Annotated in this window: 17 protein-coding genes; 4 read left to right on the forward strand and 13 right to left on the reverse strand. The window is 28.5% G+C overall.

The genetic code is table 11. From position 1 onward, the window contains the following. From Q0K19_RS04660 to Q0K19_RS04675, 4 genes are all read right to left on the reverse strand, one after another. On the reverse strand, positions 1 to 390 hold the full coding sequence (locus Q0K19_RS04660; protein ID WP_297245815.1) for a hypothetical protein: 390 nt from the start codon (positions 388 to 390) through the stop codon (positions 1 to 3). A 36-nt stretch (positions 391 to 426) separates the two neighbouring features. Next, positions 427 to 2,124 (reverse strand): hypothetical protein, encoded by a 1,698-nt coding sequence (locus tag Q0K19_RS04665; protein WP_297245817.1) that lies wholly within the window; start codon positions 2,122 to 2,124, stop codon positions 427 to 429. A gap of 22 nt (positions 2,125 to 2,146) precedes the next feature. Beyond that, positions 2,147 to 2,635 (reverse strand): hypothetical protein, encoded by a 489-nt coding sequence (locus tag Q0K19_RS04670; RefSeq protein WP_297245818.1) that lies wholly within the window; start codon positions 2,633 to 2,635, stop codon positions 2,147 to 2,149. A 447-nt stretch (positions 2,636 to 3,082) separates the two neighbouring features. Then, a complete protein-coding gene (locus Q0K19_RS04675) occupies positions 3,083 to 4,936 on the reverse strand; it encodes a methyl-accepting chemotaxis protein (RefSeq protein ID WP_297245820.1) in 1,854 nt (617 codons plus the stop codon). A 254-nt stretch (positions 4,937 to 5,190) separates the two neighbouring features. Here Q0K19_RS04675 and Q0K19_RS04680 point away from each other — a divergent pair, with 254 nt between their 5' ends. After that, on the forward strand, positions 5,191 to 6,474 hold the full coding sequence (locus Q0K19_RS04680) for a galactokinase family protein (protein ID WP_297245822.1): 1,284 nt from the start codon (positions 5,191 to 5,193) through the stop codon (positions 6,472 to 6,474). A 646-nt stretch (positions 6,475 to 7,120) separates the two neighbouring features. Here Q0K19_RS04680 and Q0K19_RS04685 read toward each other — a convergent pair. The 9 genes from Q0K19_RS04685 to Q0K19_RS04725 all read right to left on the reverse strand — a co-directional run bounded on the left by Q0K19_RS04685 (position 7,121) and on the right by Q0K19_RS04725 (position 18,941). Then, positions 7,121 to 7,666, reverse strand: a complete 546-nt coding sequence (locus Q0K19_RS04685) for a flavodoxin family protein (protein WP_367172133.1) — start codon at positions 7,664 to 7,666, stop codon at positions 7,121 to 7,123. A gap of 172 nt (positions 7,667 to 7,838) precedes the next feature. After that, the gene (locus Q0K19_RS04690) at positions 7,839 to 9,575 is read right to left on the reverse strand and encodes a DUF342 domain-containing protein (RefSeq protein WP_297245824.1); all 1,737 of its coding nucleotides are present in this window, start codon (positions 9,573 to 9,575) and stop codon (positions 7,839 to 7,841) included. Positions 9,576 to 9,605: 30 nt separating this feature from the next. After that, entirely contained in the window at positions 9,606 to 10,409 is an 804-nt protein-coding gene (locus Q0K19_RS04695; RefSeq protein ID WP_297245825.1) for a class I SAM-dependent methyltransferase, read from the reverse strand. A 78-nt stretch (positions 10,410 to 10,487) separates the two neighbouring features. Beyond that, positions 10,488 to 11,114 carry a PASTA domain-containing protein gene (locus Q0K19_RS04700; RefSeq protein ID WP_297245827.1) on the reverse strand — a complete coding sequence of 209 codons (627 nt, stop codon included), beginning with the start codon at positions 11,112 to 11,114 and terminating at the stop codon, positions 10,488 to 10,490. Between the two features lie 22 nt (positions 11,115 to 11,136). Then, complete coding sequence (fmt, locus tag Q0K19_RS04705) at positions 11,137 to 12,075, reverse strand: methionyl-tRNA formyltransferase (RefSeq protein WP_297245829.1); 939 nt, start codon at positions 12,073 to 12,075, stop codon at positions 11,137 to 11,139. A gap of 63 nt (positions 12,076 to 12,138) precedes the next feature. Continuing rightward, positions 12,139 to 13,587 (reverse strand): hypothetical protein, encoded by a 1,449-nt coding sequence (locus tag Q0K19_RS04710; RefSeq protein ID WP_297245831.1) that lies wholly within the window; start codon positions 13,585 to 13,587, stop codon positions 12,139 to 12,141. Positions 13,588 to 13,621: 34 nt separating this feature from the next. Further along, positions 13,622 to 14,236 carry a hypothetical protein gene (locus Q0K19_RS04715; protein ID WP_014488022.1) on the reverse strand — a complete coding sequence of 205 codons (615 nt, stop codon included), beginning with the start codon at positions 14,234 to 14,236 and terminating at the stop codon, positions 13,622 to 13,624. Between the two features lie 65 nt (positions 14,237 to 14,301). Continuing rightward, positions 14,302 to 16,242: an ankyrin repeat domain-containing protein gene (locus Q0K19_RS04720; protein ID WP_297245834.1), complete on the reverse strand. Its 1,941-nt coding sequence runs from the start codon at positions 16,240 to 16,242 to the stop codon at positions 14,302 to 14,304. Positions 16,243 to 16,334: 92 nt separating this feature from the next. Further along, entirely contained in the window at positions 16,335 to 18,941 is a 2,607-nt protein-coding gene (locus Q0K19_RS04725) for an ABC transporter substrate-binding protein (RefSeq protein ID WP_297245836.1), read from the reverse strand. 283 nt (positions 18,942 to 19,224) lie between these two features. On the opposite strand from Q0K19_RS04725, the gene Q0K19_RS04730 reads away from it, so the two are divergent. The 3 genes from Q0K19_RS04730 to Q0K19_RS04740 all read left to right on the forward strand — a co-directional run bounded on the left by Q0K19_RS04730 (position 19,225) and on the right by Q0K19_RS04740 (position 24,047). Beyond that, on the forward strand, positions 19,225 to 20,295 hold the full coding sequence (locus tag Q0K19_RS04730) for a ribonucleotide-diphosphate reductase subunit beta (RefSeq protein ID WP_048594394.1): 1,071 nt from the start codon (positions 19,225 to 19,227) through the stop codon (positions 20,293 to 20,295). A gap of 47 nt (positions 20,296 to 20,342) precedes the next feature. Then, positions 20,343 to 22,664 (forward strand): ribonucleoside-diphosphate reductase subunit alpha, encoded by a 2,322-nt coding sequence (locus Q0K19_RS04735; protein WP_297245838.1) that lies wholly within the window; start codon positions 20,343 to 20,345, stop codon positions 22,662 to 22,664. A gap of 576 nt (positions 22,665 to 23,240) precedes the next feature. Next, positions 23,241 to 24,047, forward strand: a complete 807-nt coding sequence (locus Q0K19_RS04740; RefSeq protein ID WP_297245840.1) for a substrate-binding domain-containing protein — start codon at positions 23,241 to 23,243, stop codon at positions 24,045 to 24,047. Positions 24,048 to 24,113 lie beyond the last annotated feature (66 nt).

The raw sequence follows: 24,113 nt of genomic DNA on the forward strand, positions 1-24,113 counted from the left end.
TTATTTTCTTCTTACCCTTTTTATAGGTACAGCCGGAGGCATCAAATCCCATTTAGGAAAACTTTCAGACATATCATTATAAGAATTAAGAAGACTTGCCCTAGGCTGTATTATAATCTGATCATTTACAGAATTTTCTTCTTCTGTTTCTTCTTCCTCGTCATCTTCTTCGTCGTCATAGTCATCATCTTCGTCATAGTCATCATCATCGTCTTCGCTATCTTCCACATCTTCATCATCTGAATCATTATCATATTCTTCATCTTCTAAATTTTCAGCATCATTTACATCATCATAGTTATCAGTATTTTCAGACTCCTCTTGATTTTCATCTTTATCATCAATAGGTTCTAAACCATCAACTTTTTCATTGTCATCTAAAATAATCATAAACAATCCTTAATATAAATTACACATTTAAAAACTTTAATTTGTTAATGTTGCAGAAGATATACTATTCAAGAAATCTATAACCCTATTATAATCGCTGTCCTTCTCTGCATAAAAACTTCTGTAATCCACAACTTCAGCCAAAATACCTCTTAAAACCGTAAGAGATTTTTCTAAATATTCATCATATTCTCTATTGATCTTATTTATACTATCTTTATAATCCTTGTTTAATTTATATATCTTATATCCTGCCAATCCTAGTACAACAACAGATGCTATTATATGTAAATTGCTTAGTAAGAATGCAGCTATAACAGCTATAACACCTACTGTAATAGAAGCTGGAATCCATTTTTTCTTGCTGAGTTCGTATGTTCTCTCTCTATTAATATGTTCTGTTAAAGACTGAACGAGTTCTTCTTCATTTGATCCGTCCTGAGTAACACCATGCCAATCTTTTATTCTTATATCTATATTTGTTGGCACTTCTGCTCTGCTTTTAGCTGTTAAATCTGTATATGCATCTATAATCCAATCTTTAGATAAAGACACAGCAAGTTTCTGTGTGGCTACGAGAGCCCCTGTAGCCTCAGGAAACAATGCTATATTTGTAAGATGTTCTGAAAAATCACTGTATTCTTCATAAGCCTGAAACTCAGAATCAAATCTTTCTTCTGCAGTTTCTGTATCTCCCTCTTCTTCTACAATAAGTTCATTTTTTCTTAATAGTGCTCTTTTAGGTAATTCTTCATTATCATAATTATTTACTAAATTATCTAATATCTCATCTATTTTATCTGATATCATAGCTACATTTTTTACTTCGGCATTAAAGATATCATAAAAATAATCATATATATCCTCATGACTATATGCCCAATTAATTACTTCTTTAAGTTTAGGCCAAGTTTCGCTATACTCCTGCAAAAGAGGATATTCTTTATCATCTAAATCAACTATTTGATCATATAAAGCATTGCTCCATTGTTCTCTTTGATTCTCTATAAATCCGCTTTTACTTGAAAGTTCATCTATCCAAAAAGCAATTTTCTCAGAGCATAAACCTTTAGCATCAGGACCAAATAAACCGCTCGCAAATGCATCTAAAACAACAACTATTCTTCTCTCCATCTTTGACGGATCCTGCATAGAAAAATATCTGTCAAGCCAAGTTAAAGCACCATTGAATTTTCCTGCCCTTCTGCTAATCAAACAGAAAAGCAAACTTGTTTTTTCATCATCTCTTCTAATTGCTTCTTTCAGAGCTTTTTCAGCCAATTCTCTATCATCAGATATCCAAGCAGAAAGAGCTATCAATGCAGGAGCAAGCCAATACCTAGGAGCTTTCATCATAAGTTCCTCAGTAGCATTTGCCATAGTTTCTTTTCTTACAATACCCACATCATTAGCATTTAATATTCCAACAGTATGCCTTCTCACTTCATCATAATATCCGAAATTTTCTTCTATTTCCTGCTTCAATATCATTATGCTTTGTTTAGCATCTGCCAAAGCAGCTATTCTTCTTGACTCTCCTACAAATTCTTCAAACTCATCTCTTAAATTTATAAATTCAGAATAAAAATTATCAACTTTTCCATCAACCTGAATAACTCTATCATCAACATTATTAACAATAGAAGAGATATGATATACCCTCTCAGATATAGCCGCCAAATTAGCTTCTATAGCGGAAAGATTAGCTCTTGAGACTAAACGATCATTAGACATGAATAAACACCTCCCATAATAATTATTTTGATATTACTGCTGTTGAACCATCACTCATAACAGCAATCATGAACTTTTCATAAACTTCTATAAATTCGTATTGAGGATGCTGACATAAAGACCTTGCAGATTCAAAACCATTAGGTAATTTTTGATTGCTTTTATAATGTTCTATTATCATGATACCTGAAATATCTAAAGTATGAACATCATAAGTATCCCCTAAATAACATTTACCTAATACACCGATTAAATTAGATGCTACAAAAATAGAAGAAACATCAGCAAATTCTTCCTTTATTGTACTGAGCAATTCCTCTTTTTGTTTTTGAGACATCATTACATCTCCAGCATCCAAAGCTTTTATAGCTTCCATATACTTATCAGATCTCTTTTTTCTAAGTTTCTCTCTCAATACTTTCTCATCAACTTTTAATCCATTCTTTTTTGAGGTGCTTACATTAGTTTCAATTTTTTGGGATTGTGTTGTATTAAAAATCGGTTTAGGCATAAAAATACTCAACTTTTTTTTATTATAATATAATATCATGATATATAATTATGTCAATAATATTTTAAAAAAAATAATTATAATTAATTTAAAAATACGGTTTTTAAATTAATTATAATTTAAAAAACATACTTATCATGTTAAAATAAATATAAGCGTTACAAAAAAAATATTTTTTAAAAAAACAGTACATTATACATGATTTTAGGTATATAATAATAAAAAAAACAACATTTTCAAATATTAGAATTTTGATACATTTCAATCATTTATAGTATATTCAACGCTTTTCGAGAGAATTTAACTAGAGATTATTTTTCATATACTACATAATCAACTTTTTTTTATTGTATTATAATAACATAATATGTAATTATGTCAATAATATTTTAAAAAAATAAAGTATTATCAATTATTTGATAATACTTTATTAACTTCAACAAATTATTATAATTTGAAATAACTTACAACATCTATCAATTTCTGAGCTTCACTGCTTAAAGTTATGCTGGCTTCTTTTGACTGTTCAACCAAGCTAGCATTTTCCTGCGTGCTTGCATCCATTCTCAATACTGCCTGATTAACCTGATCAACACCGCTTTGCTGTTCAACTGCTGTTGTAGAAATATCCTGCATTATATTAGCTGTATTTTCTATTTTATCTTTAATATCAATAAATATCTCCTGAGATTTTCTTGCTGCTTCTGTTGCCACTCTTATTTTCTCATCTGAATCGGCTATTAAAGAAGTAATATCTTTAACAGATGTTTGAGTATTCTGTGCCAAAGTTCTAACTTCAGAAGCTACAACAGAGAAACCTCTGCCCTGCTCTCCTGCACGTGCTGCTTCAACTGATGCATTTAATGCTAATATATTAGTTTGAAAAGCAATATCTTCTATTAATTTTGTTATATTAGTTATTTTTCTGCTTGCTTCATAAACATCTTCCATACTTCTTGTTGTACTGTCTATTATGAGTCCTGCTTCTTCTACAGACTTTTTAGAATCATTCATCATATTATTTCCTATAACAGATTTTTCTGCAGAATTTTTTATTGTAGAAGCCATTTGCTCCATAGAACTAGCAGTTTGCTCTAATGATGATGATTGAGATTGAGTTCTTAAAGCTAAATCGTTATTTCCGCTTGCTAATTCTTTTGATGTCAATTCTATATTATTAGAAGAATCAATTATATTGCTTACTATATTTTTTAATTTTTCTATAGTATTATTAAATCCATTAGCTATTATTCCAAATTCATGATTTTGATATTTGTTAGTCAAAAATTTAGTTGGTGCTGATACAGTTAAATCGCCGTTTCCAAGTCTATTCAAATCGCTTGCTATTCTTGATAATACTCTTGATATATTTTTATTAACATAAACTATAACTATAAATGATGTAATAATAAGAAGTAATAAACTCAAAACTATAGTTATTTTTATTAAAGTATTTTTATTAGCAAAAAATTCACTGTCAAGCATAGTAACACACATTATCCAATCTATATTTTCAAGTCTTGAAAAAGCCATTATTTTTTTACCTTCATCTTCATAATGTAAAGCACCTTTTCTTTGTGAGGCTGCAGCAGATAATGCATTTTTAGAGCCTATAGATATAGTATTAACTTTTTTAACTTCTTTATGTGCCACTCTTCTTCCTTCTTCATTAACAATATATATATTACCTGTTTTTCCTATAGTAATTTCAGAAAAATATTTTTGAACAAAAGAATCCCATCTTAATTCAGCATATAAAACTCCGGCAGGTCTTGCATTAGTATCAAATACTCCAGCCAAAACCCCTATAACATAGTTTCCTGTAACTGATGATAAATAAATCTCATCTTCAATAGCATATTTATAATTATTGTTTTGAAGCTCTTTCCATATAGTTTTTTGACTTATAGTATTCAAATGTTCATTAGAAGCAGTATCTAAAACAACTTTTCCATTTAAATCTATTAAAGCAAAAGCTGAGAAATGAGATTCTAATTCTTTTAGAAGTTCTTTAAATTCACCGTTTGCTATAGATAATGTATATTGATTAGGATTTTCAAAATAATCTAAAAATTCAGATTCTTTTGATATAACAGAAGTCAAATCTGCCTGATCTTCAATCCATATAGAAACTAAATCTCTATATCCGTCAGCGGTTTCCATAAATCCGCTTATAGCAGTTCTCTCCATAAATATTGCCGAAGCAGATATTATTACTATCATAAGAACTAAAAGCATTATAGCTACAGAGGATATAATAGTAAAAGGCATTTTAAATTTCAAAGTTTGCATAAATTTCATAAATAATAACCCCCATATATAACTCAATTATTATAATAATAGTATATGATATTTTTTTGAAAAAGTCTATATTTTTGTAAATAATTTTTACTAAAATCTTTAAAAATCCTCTATTTTTTTACATATTAAGTAAATATTTAGTAAATTTATAATATTATTGTAAATATTTTTTGTTTTTTATTTTTTGTATTTTTCTTTGACAAAATTAATATAATTGTATATCATAAGAGTATTATTAAAATTAAGGATTTAATATGTATAATATCAGCCAATTAAAAGACTTTTTAAAAGAAAAAAAGATGGATGAAAAATTTTCTTCTATTTACGGAAATGATGCATATAGTATATCTGAAGCATATAACAGATTAAGCGATACTATAAAACATTTTGAAAGTATAGAAAAGACTCAGGAAATATATGTGTTCAGTGCTTCAGGAAGAACAGAACTTTCAGGTAATCATACAGACCATAATAATGGATGCGTATTAACAGCTTCTATAAATTTAGATAAGTTGGCAGTGGTGTCAAAAAGAGATGATAATAAAATAGTTGTTTATACTGATTATTCTAATACTCCTGACATTATAGATATTAATGACTTGAATATAAATAAAGATGAGTACGGAAAATCTAATGCCTTAACAAGAGGTGTTTGCGCAGGAATAAAAAACAAAGGATACAATATAGGCGGATGTACAGTAACTTTAAATAATAAAGTACTTATAGGAAGCGGATTAAGCAGTTCAGCTAGCTTTGAATCTTTGATTGGCGAAATACAGGATGCCCTATACAATGAAGATAAAATAAGCAAAGTTGATATAGCAAAAATTGGGCAGTATGCTGAAAATATTTATTTTGGAAAGCCTTGCGGACTTATGGATCAAATGGGATGCTCTGTAGGCGGTATTATGTCTATAGACTTCAAAGATAATGATAACCCTATAATAGAAAAAGTTGAATATGATTTTGAAAGCAAAGGCTATGCTCTTATGATAGTTGATGCTAAAGGAGATCATAGCGGACTTACAAATGAATATGCTGCTATAAGAGAAGAAATGAATGCTGTTGCAAATTATTTCGGGAAAAAAGTATGCAGAGAGATAACTAAAAAAGAATTGATTGATAATGCTTCTAAATTAAGATCTGAAATTGGAGACAGAGCTATAATGAGAGCTTATCACTTTTTAGAGGAAAATGAAAGAGTTATTAATCAAATAAATGCACTTAAAAAAGATGATATAAATACATATATAAAACTTATGAATGAATCAGGACTTTCAAGCTTTATGTATTTACAAAACTGCTATTCTGTTACAAGTTCAAAAAATATGGGAGTAGCTTTAGGACTTACTCTAACAAAAGACTTCTTAAAAGATGAAGGTGCTTGCCGTGTACATGGAGGCGGATTTGCTGGAACTATACAGGCTTTAATACCTGTAAATAAAGTTGAAGAATACAAAAAATATATGAATTCAATATTCGGTGAAGGAAGTGCAGTAAAAATAAGAGTAAGACAATCTCCTGTTTGTGAAATCTAAAAAATCATAATTGATAATTATAACTAAAAATGAAAGACAAGGCTAATTTTCTAGTCTTGTCTTTTTATATTATTAGACTTATTTCAAAACTTATTTATAAAATTAGTTATATAATTATTAGTATAATCAGTGTATAAGTAAACAACTATATTTTGTCAATTTTTATATTTTGTAAATGTATTATCAACTTTTTTGTAGCACAAAAAAGTTGCAAAAAACGCAAGTGCTACAACCTTATATTATTACAATATATATTAAATGTATGGTAATACCTAAAATTTAGGTTAAAAATGCAGTCTTTCGCGAAGCGTATCCGAGCCTGTCGAGGATATAGGTTCTTTGTGTCAACAAAAGAACTGGGGGTTTGGGGTCTAGCCCCCGAAAATAATAGCAATACAAAAACTAATTTTGATAAAGTTAAAAATTTTTTAGTATATTATGATATATTTAATAAACATAATTAAAATATAAAGTTCTATTAATTGCGTTTTCCAAAGCGTGCCTGCGACCGGAGGAAGTACCTTTAGGTAGGCAGCAACTTTGGCGAAGCCCGAAAAAAAGTTGATAATTCTACATAAAGTGAATCAGTTGACAAACTTAAAAAATTATTTATAAATAGTTTTGAAACAAGTCCATTAATTCAAAATTAATTTTTCCAAGGAACTGTATTGTTTAGCCAACCTCTCTCATTCCAATAATTAAAATCATTCTCAGTAAAATTTTTCTTTTTATGCAATGACTTTATTATCTTAAAAAATATCTTTGTTTTTATAGAAGGCTTAACTTTACCATATTCTCTTTTTATTTTTTCTGCAGCTAAATCCATTTTTCTTGCAATAGAATCTTTTATTTCGTCTTTAACATTATTCCAAGTAACTTCTCTTACTGCAAATCCATAACTATATGTTTTTGCTACACCCCAAAAGAAAGTACTGTCCGCCATATCTTTACAAGTGTTTTTCATTCCTCCGCCTGCAGCAATAGAAATACATACAGCCTGTTTTTTGAACATAGATTCATTTGGTCTGTGAACTATCCATCTGTAACCATAATGATCCAAAAAAGCCTTCATAGCACCTGTTACATGGTACACATACACTGGACTTGCCAATATTATTATATCAGCATTATCCATAGCATCTGTAATAGGTTTTAATTTCTCATAATGAGGACATAAAGTTTCAGATTTTATAAAACAATTATTACAGCCTACACAAAAAGAACTAAAATCTCTAGGAAGAAAAAATTCTGTAACTTCTCAGCCTAATCTATCATAAAGCATTTTTGCTGCATTGTATGTTGAGCATTTATGATTCTGTCCATGTATGACTGTTATTTTCATTTTTTATATTTACCTTAAAAGATTAATCTCTTTTTACTTCTCTAGGAAAATCATATTCTTCCAAAGGTAATAATTTAGGAGCTTTCTCTGATATATCTCTAAGTTCTTTTGAATAGAAATACTCTGTTCCTGAAATCTTTTTAGATATATATTTTCTCATACTTGAAATATATATTGTAACTCCAGGGAAAAATCCTTCCATAGAAGTTATGCTGCTATGAGATAATTTTTCAAATTCAGCACTCATTTCATCTCTTCTAGCCTCTAATTGAGCTGTTTCTCTTACAAGATTTGTGATTCTTCTAAGTATATCTTTTATTCCCTCTCTTTTATTAGGCGGTATTATTTGAATAAATGCTTTTGGATTTTTGAAATACTCTGTACCTAGAAGGGATTTAATCTTACTCATCTCTTCTTTATTTGTTTTAACTGTTGCAACAATATTTTTAAACTCTGCATCAGTTTCAGCATCTCTTCCAACTGTAATTGTAGTTTTTGATTCACTCATAGAGCCTATACTTTTAGCCCAAACACCATTCAAGGCCTTTACATTACCGCCTATGATAACGCCCTTACCTTCTAATATTATAACTCTATCATTTCCAGCTATTTCAGCATTAACAAGCTGCTGAGATAATACGTCGCCTTTACATATTATGTTGGCATTCCTAATGAATTGAGAATACATCTTTCCATTAACATGTATTGTACTGTTAGGGCCTCCTATTATACCGCCGGAAACTATTAAATTACCAGCACATTCTATATATGCATCCTCAATATTACCATGTACATATATATCACCCTCTGTTTTTATAGAGAATCCCGGAGCAACATTATCTCTAATGATAAGAGAACCATTAACTTCTATATTACCTGTTGATAAATCTACCTTATCTATTTCAGCTACAGTACTTACTGATAAAGTATTATTATGATTGCTTAATATTCCCCTGATACCGCTTCTAATAGTAATACCATCAGGATCAACAACAACATTTTTTCCTAATTTATAGCAAGGATCATCATCATGATGAGCTTCCATTAAAACATCATATATATCAAGTCCATCAATAGAAGGTTTTTCTTCCATAAAGTGGGCTATTTGAACTCCTGCTTCTATATTATGAATGAAACCTCTCTCTTTAAAGTCTATAGCACCTGTTTCTGATTCTTTTCCGCTATCTAAAGTAAAATCATAATCAAGTATTACTTTCTGAACGTTACCATCTATAGGTTTTCTGCCTTCAACAAAGACACACATAACGCCTTCATCATATTTCAAATTATACTCTACAAGTTCAGTTATTTTATCATAATTAACCATTAATTTTATAGGTATTTGAGATATAATAGTTTGTATTTCCTCTAGTACAAGCTGTTTTTTCTGACGCTTTTGAGGAGGAAGAACCATTACACCTCTCCATTTATCAGCTACATTGATAACTGGAATAATAGAAACAGACTTAAGCTCATCATAAAATACATATCCATAAACAGTACTTTTGTAAAGTCCTGTCATTTTATCAAATTTTACATTTTTACTAGCTTTTACACCTTCTCGTTTTGAAATTGATTTTAATACGGCATCTCCAGGACGAACATAATTTTTTAAAAGTTCCTCATATAAATTTTGATCATTGCTATCAACATCAACAATTTGATCGTAAATTTCTCTTGTATTTACAAGATTATCATAATAAAATTCATAATTATTAGGATCAATTGATAATGTTTGTGTTGTAACTTCTTTAGCCATATATTCTCCTTACAAAACGAATCAGTATATTCAAACTTTTTTACATAAGAAGAGCATAACATCTCCTCTATTAAATAATTTAACATATTTATCAAAAAAAGTTTTAATAAATTTATTGGGCTTCTTCTCTACAGGTATAGAACCCCAAGAAAAATCACTGATTATATTAAAACCTATACTTTTCATATATTTAGACAATGTAGTCTTTGAAAATAGCCATAGATGCTGCGGCATTACAGCTCTCCAAGCTCCTCCATATTTTTTAGCAAACATACCATCAGCATTTGGTGTTGTGATTGCTAAATATCCGCCTTTTGCAAGTATTCTGTAAATTTCTTTAAGAGTGTCTGCAGGATTAGGAACATGCTCTATGACATGTGAAAAATGTATGAAAGAAAAATAATCACTTTCAAATCCTACATCAAGCAAAGGTTTTTCATGCACTGTTATACCATAATTTTTTCTAGCATACTCAGCAGATGATGAGCATATTTCAATACCCTGTGCATTATAACCTTTAGTCTTCAAATAATTTAACATCATACCTGTAGCACAGCCTATATCAAGAACATTTTTATTAGGAAGTTCGCTTTCTATTTTATCAAAGCCTATATCTTTCATAGCGAGCTTCATAAGACCAAAAAAATTTTCCTGATTGGCAACCTCATATTCAAAATAATTATCACTATATATATCATTTATTTCTTCCTGACTCAAAACAGGATATTGATATATAAGTCCGCAATTTAAACATTTATTGTAGCTTACCAAATCTGTTTTTATATAAACTTCAGATTTAGTGCTGCCGCAAAATTCACATTCTTTGTTTTCCACTGTATAACTCTCCAATATTATATTCGGAAAAAAAGATTGTTTCTTTACATATTACACAAAATATTATTGCATTTAAGATTATCTGTTATTAACTGTTAAAATTATTTCAGTATTAACACCAACCACTTCATCTGCAGCTGGAATTTGTGATAATACCACATCATTTTCGTACATATCATCAGATATACTTACTTTAGGCAGAATATTAACATTTGTCATAGTATTTAAAACTTCATTACTAATTACACTAAGTGCTTTATCATACTTCATACCTGTAACATCCGGCATTTTTACAATAGCTTGCTCAGCAACATTAACTACCAAATATACAGTTCTTCCTCTTTTAACCTTTACTCCGCCTTTAGGCTCCTGACTTACAATAGTACCTAGCGGGTAATTATTAAAATAATGTGTCTGCACATTAAGATTCATACCCTCTTTTTCTAATAAATTAAATGCTTCAAATATTTCTTTTCCCTGAACATCTGGAAGTTCAAAAGACTCTCCTCCAGATTTAACAACTATAAATACTATTAAAGTTACAACGATACCTTGTAAAATAAAAAGCAAAACAGCAAAAAGTATCAATCTTCTAAATACTAAAAATGACTTAGGATCAGAGATTATTCCATCAGGTAAAATTTTATAGATAATTTTTTTTATAAAGGATATTATTTTATTAAGAAATTCTTTTATTTTAGCCATAATTTACAATCATACTCCACTTTTAATTAAAATATTCTCCAACAACTAGTTTATTTCCGCATAAAAACTCTTTAACAGTTTGTCTTTTTTTTCCTTCTCTTTGAAGTTCCTTTATAACATATATTCCATTAAGAGCATTTATATAAATACCATTATTATTAACATCAACTATCTTACCAAAATCAGTATTATTGTCTAATTTACATATATATTCACTACTAAAAACTTTTATAGAAACATCTTTGTAAAAACAGTAAGCTGTAGGCCATCTAACAAAAGCCCTTGTCATATTATGCAAACTAAGTGCATACTTCGAAAAATCAAGCTTTCCATCTTCTTTTTTAATTTTACTGCAATATGTAGCTAATGCATCATCTTGCTTTATCATATTAGATATATGCTTATCAGTATCTTTGAAAAATTCTTTAAGCAAATATACACCGCTTTCTTTTATTTTATCATATAAATCATTAAACTTCCAATCTTTATCTATATTAACCTCATGCTGAAGTATAATATCGCCTTCATCTAATTTCATATCCATTTTCTGTAAAGTAGTTCCGCTTTTTTCAAATCCATAAAGCAAAGCATGCTCAACAGGGCTAGCACCTCTAAGTACAGGCAAAAGAGAACCATGAATATTAAGAGGCATAATTTTAGGCAATGATAATGTTCTTTTATTTAGAATTTTACCATAAGCTACCACTATTAAAAAATCAGGAGATAAATCTAATAAAATATTATAGAAATCATCTTTATTTATGCTTTCAGGCTGAAAAAGATTAAGATGCTTCTCTAATGCAATTTCTACTACAGGAGAATTGATAATATTACCCTTTCTATCTTTTTTAGTATCTATAGGAGCTATTACTCCATTAAGATTAACATTATCTAATTCCATTAATTGTAAGATACAATCTCTTGTAAAATCTGTTGAACCAGCTACTATAACATTATACATAATAGATTGATTATATATTTTTATTGTTAAAAGTCAAATATAATTATGAAATAAATTATAATGTTATTCCTCTATAATATCAACACCCTTTACATTTGATAAGAATTGTATAAACAAATCTAATACTATAGGATCTACAGCTATTTTATTTTCTGTAAACATCTTTTTCATAAAAAATACTACTTCTTCAGGATTTTTATTTCTGCTTCCTTCCATAAATGTTAATGTATCATATATATCCACTACTTCTAACATTTTAGCTGGAAAATAAGCAAAACATTCAGCATTTATTATATCTTCAGGCTCAAAAGACATTAGAAAATCAACTTTATGTTTAGGATCATTTATCTTTTTATCAAAGAAATTCTTCAATATTCCGCTTCCATAACCATAACATTCATGATGAAGTCCAACTGATAAGCAGGATTCTTCTCTTTGATTTAGAACATATTTTAAAAAATAGTACGCTTTAGCAGTATGGAAATCTTTAAAATCTCCGTCTTTAATAAAATCATCTGTAGGAACAAAATCTATCATATTAAGCATAGCAACATCATGATAAAAAGCACCTATAGCATAACTTACTATTTCAGAACCTGTAAATTTTCTTATTCCAAGTCTATATACATTTTCTAGCTTCTCTATGCTTTTTACAAGATTAAATCTGCTTAAAATAGTTTTATATTTTTCAAAATAAAGATTCTTATAATCCTGTCTTAATTTACTGCTTAATCCCTTATTAAATATATTATTATAATAGTATAAGAATTCTATCATAAGTATACAAACTCTATTACTATGACTTAATATATTAGAATCATCAAGCATATCTAAATTATCAAATATATCTCTATAAAAATATTCTTTTTCCAAATATGTTACTATACTATTCATTATACTAGAAATCATAATTTCAGTTTCTGTATTAACAGTATCATTACGGTTTTTACTGGAACTTTTTATATATTTTAGATGTCTTATAAAATCTAATCTTCCAACAATACCCATTCCAGTCAATAAACGCTCTATATTTGGTGCTATTTCAGGAGTTACTTTAGGTGTTTTAGCTTCTAACTTTAATTGATCTAAATATGGCTTTAATAAATAAAGTCTATTATTTGGTTTCTCTTTTACCATTCTGTTTAAAAGATTATCATTAGCTGTTTTTAATTTCTCATTTTTTGATATACAATTTTTATATATATGATAAAAATATTCATATTCATTGAATTTACTATCATCTGATCCTTCAACTACATTATTTTTATTTGTTTGAGGGTTATTCAAATTAAAAAATTTATTAGAAAATGATGATATGTAATATTTAGAATCTTTTAATAAAACATTATCTTTCTCTTGTAAAAGAATATCTAAACAATTACCAGGCACAATAATACTTATACCTTTAGGATTAACACATGTTAATTCTATATTTTCTTTAGATATCATTTCTTTTAGTTCTATGAGTTTATCAAGATTAATCTCATAGTATTTATTCATTGCCTTAAACATAATTTACTTCCCATTTTTTATTTTTTATGATTAATCAATTTTCCATTTCTTGTAAAATTTCATCTATATGTTTAAGCTGCCTATCTGCTGTTTTATTATAGTCTATTTCTCCAAGTGCTATTTTATATGCTTTATCAATCAAATTATCCATTTCTAATTTAGCTTTATTTTTCATAACTTTTTCTGCTAATTCTTTAGTAACTGCCCATCTTTCCTTAGCTAAATTATAGAAAAATACAGCATATTCAAAACTTTTCTTTATATCCTCATCAAATTGAGAATTATAGAAATAATAATTTTTTTTATCATAAAGTCCGGCAAGATAAATATAATTTTGAGTTATAAGATAATTAAACTGCATGTGCATGAGATCTTTATATCTTGTATATGCTTCCTCTGTCTCTATAATAGTTAAAGCTCTATTAACAAAATCGAAAGGGGCATCTAATGCTCTTTCAAGATAATCTACGTTTCTAAGCAAGTCATATTCAGCATAATAGGATGGTAATGCATAAAGCCTATAATAATCCTCAGCATAAACTATATAACCATAGTCTTTTTTCTCTACTATAGTTGATTCTTTCATGCCTATTTTAGGATATAGGCTTATACTAAATATAAAAACAAATAATAATATTATTTTCTTCATGATTCGCAGCTTATAATTTAAATTATCACTGCTTTCATTAACGGTATAAATAGTATAATACTTTATTAATTATTATTCTGTTTTTCTTCGGCTTCTTTTAATATCTCGAATATAGCACTGTTATTATTATCTCTAGCTATATCAATAGGATAGTTTCCTCTGTTATTTCTAACCATAACATCAGCACCAGATAATACTAATTCACTTACTATATCAACACTTCCAGAATTAACAGCTTTATGTAAAGGAGTATCTCCATTTTGATCTTGTATATTAAGATTAGGCTTTTTTTCTAATAACATTCTTACAATAGGAAGTTTTGAATATTCAGAAGCTATATGTAAAGCTGTATCACCATATTTATCAACAGCATTAATATCTACTTTCTGAGTTAATAATATTCTAGCTATATTTTCAGCTCCGCTTTTAGCAGCTATCATTAAAGGAGTATAACTTGATATACCAGCATAGTTTATATCAGCACCTGCCTCTACTAATATCTGAAGCAAATCAACATTATCATTATTGATAGCATATTCAATTAAACTCTCTCCGTCTTTAGTTACAACTGAAAGATTAGCTTTATTAGCTATTAATAACTTTGTAAGCTCAACATCATTATTCATAACAGCAACAGTTAAAGGACTAAGCCCATTACTGTCTTCTACATTGATGTTTGCTTTGTTTTCTATTAAAAGATTTATCATATCATTTCTGCTTGATTCTATAGGACTATTCATAGCATATAAAAGAGGTGTTTTCTCTTCATAGCTTTTAGCATTAACATTGGCTTTATTTTCTATTAAAACTTTAGCAAGTTCAATATCACCGTTATTAGCAGCATACATTAAAGAAGTCCATCCGTCATTATCAGCTGAATTTACATCAGCCCCATTTGTAAGAAGCACTTTTACAGTATCTATATATGAATTTCCAGCAGCTATTATTAATGCATTTTTTCCATTGATAAGTCTATTTAATGTATTTTTATTTATATTTGTGATTATTTTACTCATAACTTTAGCACTGTCTGCAGATTTCTGCTGAACTAATACTAAATCAACAGGAGATGAACTTGTATTATTGAATTTAGAGCCGGCTGCAGCCATTATTATATTACCATACATATCGCTTTCACCAGCATCTTCTATTTTAGCACCTTTAGATACGAAATAATCTACTAATGCAGGATTAAGCGATAAAACTGCATTATAAAGTACTGTAGTTCCATCGGCATTTTTATAATTGATATCTGCCCCATTATCTATTAAATAACGAACTATACTTTCATCACTATTAGCAATAGCATAACTTAAAAGTGAAGGTTCTCTTTTTAAATCAAATGAATTTTTTAATAGAAGTTCTATCATAGTTTTATTAGTTTGAGCAACAGCATAATACATTGGATATTTTACTATATCATTACCTGTATAAGAACCGTATACATTAGCTTTTCCTTCTTTTATAAGAAGTTCAGCAATTTTTGTATTATTATTGCTTATAGCTAGTATTAAAGGAGTAATTCCTGAATCATTAGCTATTTCTGTGTCTGCTTTATTTTCTATTAGAAATTCTACAGCTTTTATATTATTATTTTGTACAGCATAAAATAATGGGCTTTGATTATTATCACCTGTTTCATTAACATCAGCACCATTATTATTAACCATTTCTTTTACAATACTATCTCCGTACTTTTTCTTATATATTTCCTCACTGTATATTTCATAGTTTATAACCATTTTCTCCATATCAGATTTGCTCTTTACAAATAAGAACAAACCTACAAGTATACCAGCACCTACAAGAAGTACGAATACAATAGCACAAGCTACTACAGCTACTTTAAATATATATTTTTTATTTTCTTCAGCTTCTTTAGCTTTATCTACTTTTTGAATAGTAGAATTTACATTATTATTTGAATTGTTTTGATTATTATTAATCAAATTATTATTTTCATTATTATTGTTATTATCCAAATTATTGTTATCCAAATTTTCCATAAACAAACTATTCCCCGCAAGTTATTTTCTAAATATGATAACATATTTTAAATAAATTAAAAGAGATTAATATAAAAAATATATATACTACCCTATTGTAATACAAAATTCCTAGTTTCTATATAAGGTGTCTCATCTGCAATATATGATTCTATAACAACAATATAATTTCCTCTAGGAAGTGATGATAATTCTTCTTTTGGTATAGTAAGTTTGAATACATCATTTTCTAAAACAGCATTATATTCCTTTTCGCCTCCATTTGGCAACTGAAGCAATATTTTTACTGTTGTATTAGGGTCAGGCATCTCTAATGCATTATCTGGATAATTATATGAAGAAACATAAATATCTATATTCATATCATTGTTTCTATTTGCTATAGCAGGCATATCAATATCTTCTATTCTGCTCATTTTTGTAGATAATTTTTCAATCCAATATTCAGCAGTGTAGCCATAATCTTTGAAAGCAGTTAATTCTATATAATTAGCTTTAGAATCTATTCTTGAAATAAAGAAAGGTCCATTTGATATATAAGCATGTCCGTATTTATCTATAAAATCAATAGCAGCCTGGTATCTTTTAACAGCTTCTTCTTTTGTTATAAAATCTTCTATTCCAGCAGGTATATACTCGGAATCACTCATTTCTATCAATTTTTCTTTTATATCAGATACGCATGTAGGATTTTTTACATCTATAGAGGTTAAAGACTGATCCTGTGAAATAGTATAAACATTTCCAGATTTAGAACCCTCAAGAACAATTTTCATTATAGCTTCATTTATCTCGAAAGGAATAACAGTATTTCTATTAGGATTACCTATTTTAGGTCCTACTGAAGCAATAGCAATTTGTCTGTTCATATCCATAGGCCAATAATAATTTCCATAAACAGTAAAACTTCCATCCTCATTTATAACACTTCCAACTGCTCCGTCCATAGCAGAAAGATATCTTCCAGCCATAGCAGAATCATAATATTTATCGTTTTCATTAGTTTTTGTTATTATATTAGCAATGAATACACTTCCATACATTAAATCAACTAAAGATGAATCTATGCCATGATGCCATTTAAAACTTTTAGGCTTGAAATCACATTTTACATAGGCAGTAAGATTATCTGATTTTGTATAAACTAACTCTCCTTTATCATCAACTTTAACAGTTAAACCCTCTTCCCATTTCTGAGTATAAGGATTGTACATTTTAGCATTTTGCGGAACTTTCACAGTACCAACAGGTATACCATTATTTCCTGCTCTAACTCCTATTTCTAAACTATTAGTATCGGGATCTCCAAGTATGAATTCTGTTTTTGCTGTAGAAGGCGATTCAAATGAAGCACCTGCATCAGAACAAGGACCTATCATTATAGCAGAATAAGCATCGGAAAATCCTCCAACTCCAACAGGATCCCAAGGACTTATAAATAATGAACCTTGTGCAGAATGCTGAAGAACTCTCAATACTTTTTCACCATTTCTATTCGGTTTTATATCAGCACTTCTTATAGACCAATCATTTATACCGTCGCCTACACCATAAAGCATTCTTCTATTGAATCTTTCTTTATTTGCCACAAAAAACTGAGTCTGAGAGCTTAAATATATTCTAACTGCATCTTGAAGTCCTATTTCCTGCAAACGCATGTTGCCATTCCAATATTCATCAGCAGTCAAGAACCATCCATTTGAATTTTTATCGCTTATTCTTGAAGCCTCTTTATTATCATAATTCCAAAACTCAGCGACATTAGCTCCCGGCATATAATTACCTTCTCTTACATACATCTGTCTTAATGTAACGTCCCACCAAGCACGAGTAGCACCTGCCCCCCAAGCCTCTGTTATAATATTCCATTCATAATCTTTTGGATCAGATCCATATACTACCTGTGTAGACTTATTTCTATCATATAATAATTTTTCAACTTTTATTCCTGTTTTCTCTATTAAATCGGATATTGCATTACCTGCCGGAAGTCTTCCTGTAGGATCATCAACCCTTATAACAAATTTAATAGTTACTACTTCTCCGTTATATTTCCACCAGCCATTTTCTTTTACTAGTTTACCCCTATTCTCTGGAAGATTAGCTGCTTTCTCCATAGCTTTATTTATATCATTAATAGCTTTTTCCTGATTGCCGTTTTCTGTAATACCCATTTTTGAAGGGATAAGATTATATCTGTATGTACCCGGCTGTCCCGGTGTAGCTTGTGTAAATGAAGGCTGTCCTGCTCCTCTTAAAATTTCATCAACAAGTTTTTTTCTGTCAATCAAAAAATTCATAGCAAATCTTACTTCCTTTATAGCCAAAGGATTAAAATGAGTTTTTCCGTCTCTTGTTGTAACTGTATATGGGGCTTTATTCGGTACCGGATTAAATAGTAAAGACCAAGAACCTGAAGGTACTGCATAAGTATCAAGTTTCTCTAAATCAGTTTCGCCTAATGATAAATATGTACTTCCGTCTATTCCGCTTGCCATTAAATCAGCTCTGCCGTCTGCCACATCTTTAATAGCTATTGTCATATCTGTTCTCACTTCATATATTATTTTATCTATTAATGCTCCGCCTCTGTCTATTTCTTTTTGTTCAATTTCTTCCTGACTATTGGAACATGACAATAATATTATAAATAGTATTAATATTGGAAATTTATATAAAATTTTATTATTCAATTTCATTATTTAGCCTCATTACTATATACAGATTAACATAATATATAATAATAGTATAAACAATAAAAGTCAATAAAATAATATCTATAAATTATATTCAAAATATTTTCATAATCTCAAATAATATAAAAATTATATTATTATTAATAAAATATTTTTTATTAGTAGTATATGTATAATAAAATACCTATAAAATAAATAAAATATATCCTTGACAAATATAAAAAAGAAAATTAGAATACCTAATTAAACTCAAAATTATTTTGAAATAAAAGATCTCGGAGAAAATATGAAAGTAATAGATATAGACAAAAAACCTGAAAATGAAAAAATATTTTTTGGAGATTTTGGGCATTATTTAAGAATAGATTCTGTAAGTCATGAAGTGGCTAGAAAATTGAAAGAAGCTAGTGAAGGAAACACTTGGTTTTCAAAAGAAGTTGATTATAAATCTGATAAAACAAGATTCTCTTCATTACCTCAAGATGCACAAAGAGCATTTAAACTCAATATAGCATATCAAACTTTGATGGACAGCGGTGTTACATCAGGATTTTCATCAATATTAAACAGAATAGTTACAAGCTCAATATGGTCTATTTTATATGCAAGAATAGCTATAGAGGAAAATATACATGCTGAAAGTTATTCCTACGGACTTTCTGAAGTATTCGGACATGAGGCAACAGACACATTAGATTTAGTATATAATGATGAATTTGTCAAGCATAGAATGGAAAAAGAGGTAGAATTATTCGGAAATGTTGATGAACTATGTAATTTAGAAAATTCTCCAGCAACATTAGATGAAAAAAAACAAGCAGTATTAAAATTACTTATGGGAATATATTTGCTTGAAAGTGTGAAGTTTCCATTCTCTTTTCTTGTAACTTTCACAATTAACAATAACTACGACAATGCAATAGCAGGATTCACAAAGACTATTAAATTGATAGCACATGATGAATTAAATACTCATGTACCTACTGGTAAAAATGTAATGAATATACTTAGAAAAGAAAATGATCAGGGTTTTACACATTTATTTAAAAGCGGTTGGTTTAATGATATGGCTAAAGCTATGACAGAATTTACTGTTAACGAAGAAATAAAATGGGCTAAATACCTTTTTGATGGATATGAGGTAGCAGGTATTAATTCTTCAGTAAGCGAACACTTTATAAAATATTGGGCAGGGGTTAGATTAAGAGATTTAGGAGTTGAATCTCAATATAATGAGAAAAAATCAGATATCATAGACTGGTTTAACAGCTATAGAGATATAAACAAACAGAATGCTGCGTTACAGGAAACAACCAACACCTCTTATCAAAAAGGTGCTTTGAAAAACGATTTATAATTTATGCTTAATTTTCAAAATAAAAAAATAATTATCAGGGTTAAATTATGATAGAACTTACAAAAGATAAAAAACATATAATCATTAAAAGAGACGGCAGAGAAGAGCCTTTTAATGAAGAAAAATTAAGAAAAGTTATAGATTGGGCTACAGAAGGTAAAGAGGCTTTCACTAATCAGCTTCTTGAAGGGCTTAATATTAAAATAAATGATAAAATGAAAATAGAAGTATTATATGATGAACTCATAAATACTGCTGTTAACATGATAAGTCCGCTATACCCTATGTATGATACAATAGCAGAAAAACTTTATTTAATGAAAATATATAAAGAAACATGCGGATTAAAAAAAATAGGTTCATATCCTCATATAAAAAATTTCTTAAAAAAAGGTATAAAATATAAAATATATGATAAGGATATAATTCAGCTTTTTACAGATAAAGAACTAGATAAAATAAATTCTATGATAGATCCTAACAGAGATTTATTATTCACATATAAAGGACTTGCAATATTCTATAAAAAATATTGTAAAAATATAGGAAACAAAAAATTAGAGCTTCCCCAAATAACATATATGGTAGCTGCTATGTTTTCATTCTATGATGATTATTATAAAGGGGAAAACAAAGATAAATTAGAAATAAGCAAATCTGAAAGACTTAAATATATTAAGAGAACTTATGATATGCTTTCAAGACATGAAATTACTTTTGCAACACCTAGAATAGCAAACAGTATGACAATAAAAGCACAATTAGCTAGCTGTATATTAAACACCCCTGCTGATGATACTTGGAGCTTGAATCAAACAGACGGAAATATGGCATTATACTCAAAATTTTCAGGCGGTATAGCTTATGATGCTTCATATATAAGGGCAGCTGGTTCTACAATACAAACTAATAGAGGACGTTCTGACGGCCCTATACCTTTTATAAAAAGAGTTGAGCAAACTATATCATCATTCAATCAAGGCGGAGTTCGTAAAGGTGCATGCGTTATTACTTTTCCTTGGTGGCATTTAGATGTACTTGATTTGATTATGCTTAAAGATGCCGGCGGTACTGAAGATACCAGAGCTAGGAAATTAGTTTATTCTATTAGAATAAGTAATATATTCAGAGAAAGAGTTAATAAAGACGGATATGTAACTTTATTCGATCCTAAAGAAACTCCTCTTTTAAACGAAGAATACGGAAAAAATTTTGATGTTGCTTATATGTATTATGAAAGTAAATCTTCTATAAGAAAAAAGAAAATAAAAGCTAAGGATTTATTATTTCAAATATTAAAAGTAAGACAGGAAACAGGAAATTTATATTTAACCTTTGTAGACAATATTAATGAACAGAATATGGTTAATAGATTCGTAGGAGCTTCAAACCTCTGTCAGGAAATAGTAATACCTTCCTACCCTTCTAAACTTATAAAAGAAAAATATGTCATTAATGAAGACGGAGAATATGAAATCATACAGAGAAAGAAAAGCGGTGAGATAGGTATATGTAATTTGGTGTCTGTAAATTTAATGTCTTGGGTAAATTTCTCACCTGAAAAGAAAAAATCATTCTGCTACACTCTTTTAAGAGGATGCGACAATATTATAGATACTCAATTCTATCCTGTTAAAGAAGGTGAAATTGCTAATAAAAAGAACAGACCTATAGGAATAGGCGTTATAAATTATGCTAACTTACTTGCTTCAAATAAATTAAAATATACTGATAAAGAAGCTTTGGAATTTACAAATAAAGTTTTCGATGATTTATATTATCATATATATGAAGCATCTAATATATTAGCAAGAGAGAGAGGACCTTATAAAACTTTCAATGAATCCAAATGGAAAGAGGGATTAACTCCATTTCATATATCATTATTAAATAACAACAAAAAGAATAATCTTAATGTAAGTGTAGATAAAGAAAAATGGGATAAGCTTGCAGAAAATATAAAAAATAATGGTGTGAGATTTTCATTCCATGGAGCAATAGCCCCTACTGCTACATCAGGAAAAAGCGTATCTGCAACAGAAAGTATAGAACCTATAGTAGATTTATTCTTTATAGAAGAAGGAATACAAACACTCCCTAGCTTAGTACCTAATATCAAAAAAAATAGAGAGTACTATGAAAGATGTTGGAATATTCCTGCAAAAACTATAATAGAGCTTGCCGCTGTAAGACAAAGATATATAGATCAATCTCAGTCATTGAATTTATATTATGTAAAACCTGATTCTGCTAAAGAGCTTTGGGACGATATTCAATATGCTATGGATTTGGGATTAAAGACTCTTTATTATATGAAAACTCCTAAGTCTAATTTTGAGTTAGATGAAGTTTGTGAATCTTGTACATAATAAAAATCAATATAAATATACCCTATTAGGCATTATAACTTTTGTTATAGTGCCTATTTATTTTTTAAAAATTTTTTATAACCTATTGCTATTTTTTATAATATAATATAGAATCCTTGTTTATATAAAAAATATTGATTTGCTTTCTTGTTGTTTTTGTTAAAAAATAATTTTTTTAAATATTATAAAGCTATTCATAAAAATTGTGAGCCTCTAGTAAATTTATTTAACAGAGCTTTAGAGCAAACAATTTTTATTAGCAATAAATATAATATTTTATTCTGCTGAAAAAAATTCTCATAAAAGTAAATTTTTTTATATGTAATTTTAGACTTAATTAAGGATTTAATTAATATGTTATTAACATAATTCAGTTAACATATTTTAATATTATGTTAACTTTTACTAAATTATTATGATTTCTTTCATATATATAGCTAGGTATAGTTTCTTTAAAAAATTCAAAATTTAAAATTAAATTTCAAATTCCATATTGACATATTTATTTTTATAGTATATAAGGTTCACGTTAAATTTAACAAACACAAAAAAATTATATGGGAGCGAATCAATATTATGAAAAAGATTTTGATTTTCTTAACTCTTGTAAGTCTATTCGGACTTATCTCTTGCGGCGGTGGTGCTTCAAGCCCTACTGACATTGTGATAACAGGCTCTTCTTCTGTTTCACCTTTAATGTTCAAATTAGCTGAAAAATTTGAAGAAGTAAATTCTAATTACACTGTAACAGTAGAAACTTCTGATTCAACTATTGGAGTTCAAGACACTATAAACGGCAACAACAATATAGGCATGGCTTCAAGAAATTTGAAAGAAGATGAATTACCTAATTTAGACACTTATTTATTATGCCAAGACGGTATAGTTATTATCGCTAACAAAGATGCTGAAATTACTCAAATAAGCGAAGAAGAATTATACAATCTTTATATGAATAATACTGCAATAGGCAATATAACTAAATCTATTTCAAGAGAAGATGGTTCTGGTACTAGAAGTGCTTTTACAGATTTAACTGCTATAGGAAAAGAATCTCCATTACCTGCAACAGTTGAAATATTAGATGGTACTGGAAAAGTAAAAACTTCTGTAAGCAGTGATGCTTCAAAAATAGGATATATTTCTTTGGGTTCTATTGATGATACTATCAAACCTTTAGCTTACAAAGCAAAAGGACAAAATGAATATGTTCCTGCATCAGTAGAAAATATAAAGAGCGATACATATAAACTTTATCGTCCTTTCTACATATTCACAAAAAAAGGTGCTGAATTAGATGAAGGTACTAAGGCTTTCTTAGATTTTATTAATAGTGAAGCTGGGAAAGCGGTTATAAATGAAAACGGGTATGTAGCTAATTGATAAAATAATGAAGGTCGGTATACAAATTAATTTTTGTATATCGACTTTTTTATTTCAATGTCATAA

Origin of the sequence: uncultured Brachyspira sp. (genome assembly GCF_944393015.1) — a bacterium.
Classification (GTDB): Bacteria; Spirochaetota; Brachyspiria; order Brachyspirales; family Brachyspiraceae; genus Brachyspira.

Bases quoted from the DNA above. Each gene is read 5' to 3' on its own strand.
- Q0K19_RS04665 (WP_297245817.1), bottom strand. From the start codon at position 2,124: ATGTCTAATGATCGTTTAGTCTCAAGAGCTAATCTTTCCGCTATAGAA.
- Q0K19_RS04725 (WP_297245836.1), bottom strand. From the start codon at position 18,941: ATGAAATTGAATAATAAAATTTTATATAAATTTCCAATATTAATACTA.
- Q0K19_RS04675 (WP_297245820.1), bottom strand. From the start codon at position 4,936: ATGAAATTTATGCAAACTTTGAAATTTAAAATGCCTTTTACTATTATA.
- Q0K19_RS04700 (WP_297245827.1), bottom strand. From the start codon at position 11,114: ATGGCTAAAATAAAAGAATTTCTTAATAAAATAATATCCTTTATAAAA.
- fmt (WP_297245829.1), bottom strand. From the start codon at position 12,075: ATGTATAATGTTATAGTAGCTGGTTCAACAGATTTTACAAGAGATTGT.
- Q0K19_RS04710 (WP_297245831.1), bottom strand. From the start codon at position 13,587: ATGTTTAAGGCAATGAATAAATACTATGAGATTAATCTTGATAAACTC.
- Q0K19_RS04660 (WP_297245815.1), bottom strand. From the start codon at position 390: ATGATTATTTTAGATGACAATGAAAAAGTTGATGGTTTAGAACCTATT.
- Q0K19_RS04735 (WP_297245838.1), top strand. From the start codon at position 20,343: ATGATAGAACTTACAAAAGATAAAAAACATATAATCATTAAAAGAGAC.
- Q0K19_RS04680 (WP_297245822.1), top strand. From the start codon at position 5,191: ATGTATAATATCAGCCAATTAAAAGACTTTTTAAAAGAAAAAAAGATG.
- Q0K19_RS04715 (WP_014488022.1), bottom strand. From the start codon at position 14,236: ATGAAGAAAATAATATTATTATTTGTTTTTATATTTAGTATAAGCCTA.
- Q0K19_RS04670 (WP_297245818.1), bottom strand. From the start codon at position 2,635: ATGCCTAAACCGATTTTTAATACAACACAATCCCAAAAAATTGAAACT.
- Q0K19_RS04740 (WP_297245840.1), top strand. From the start codon at position 23,241: ATGAAAAAGATTTTGATTTTCTTAACTCTTGTAAGTCTATTCGGACTT.
- Q0K19_RS04730 (WP_048594394.1), top strand. From the start codon at position 19,225: ATGAAAGTAATAGATATAGACAAAAAACCTGAAAATGAAAAAATATTT.
- Q0K19_RS04720 (WP_297245834.1), bottom strand. From the start codon at position 16,242: ATGGAAAATTTGGATAACAATAATTTGGATAATAACAATAATAATGAA.
- Q0K19_RS04690 (WP_297245824.1), bottom strand. From the start codon at position 9,575: ATGGCTAAAGAAGTTACAACACAAACATTATCAATTGATCCTAATAAT.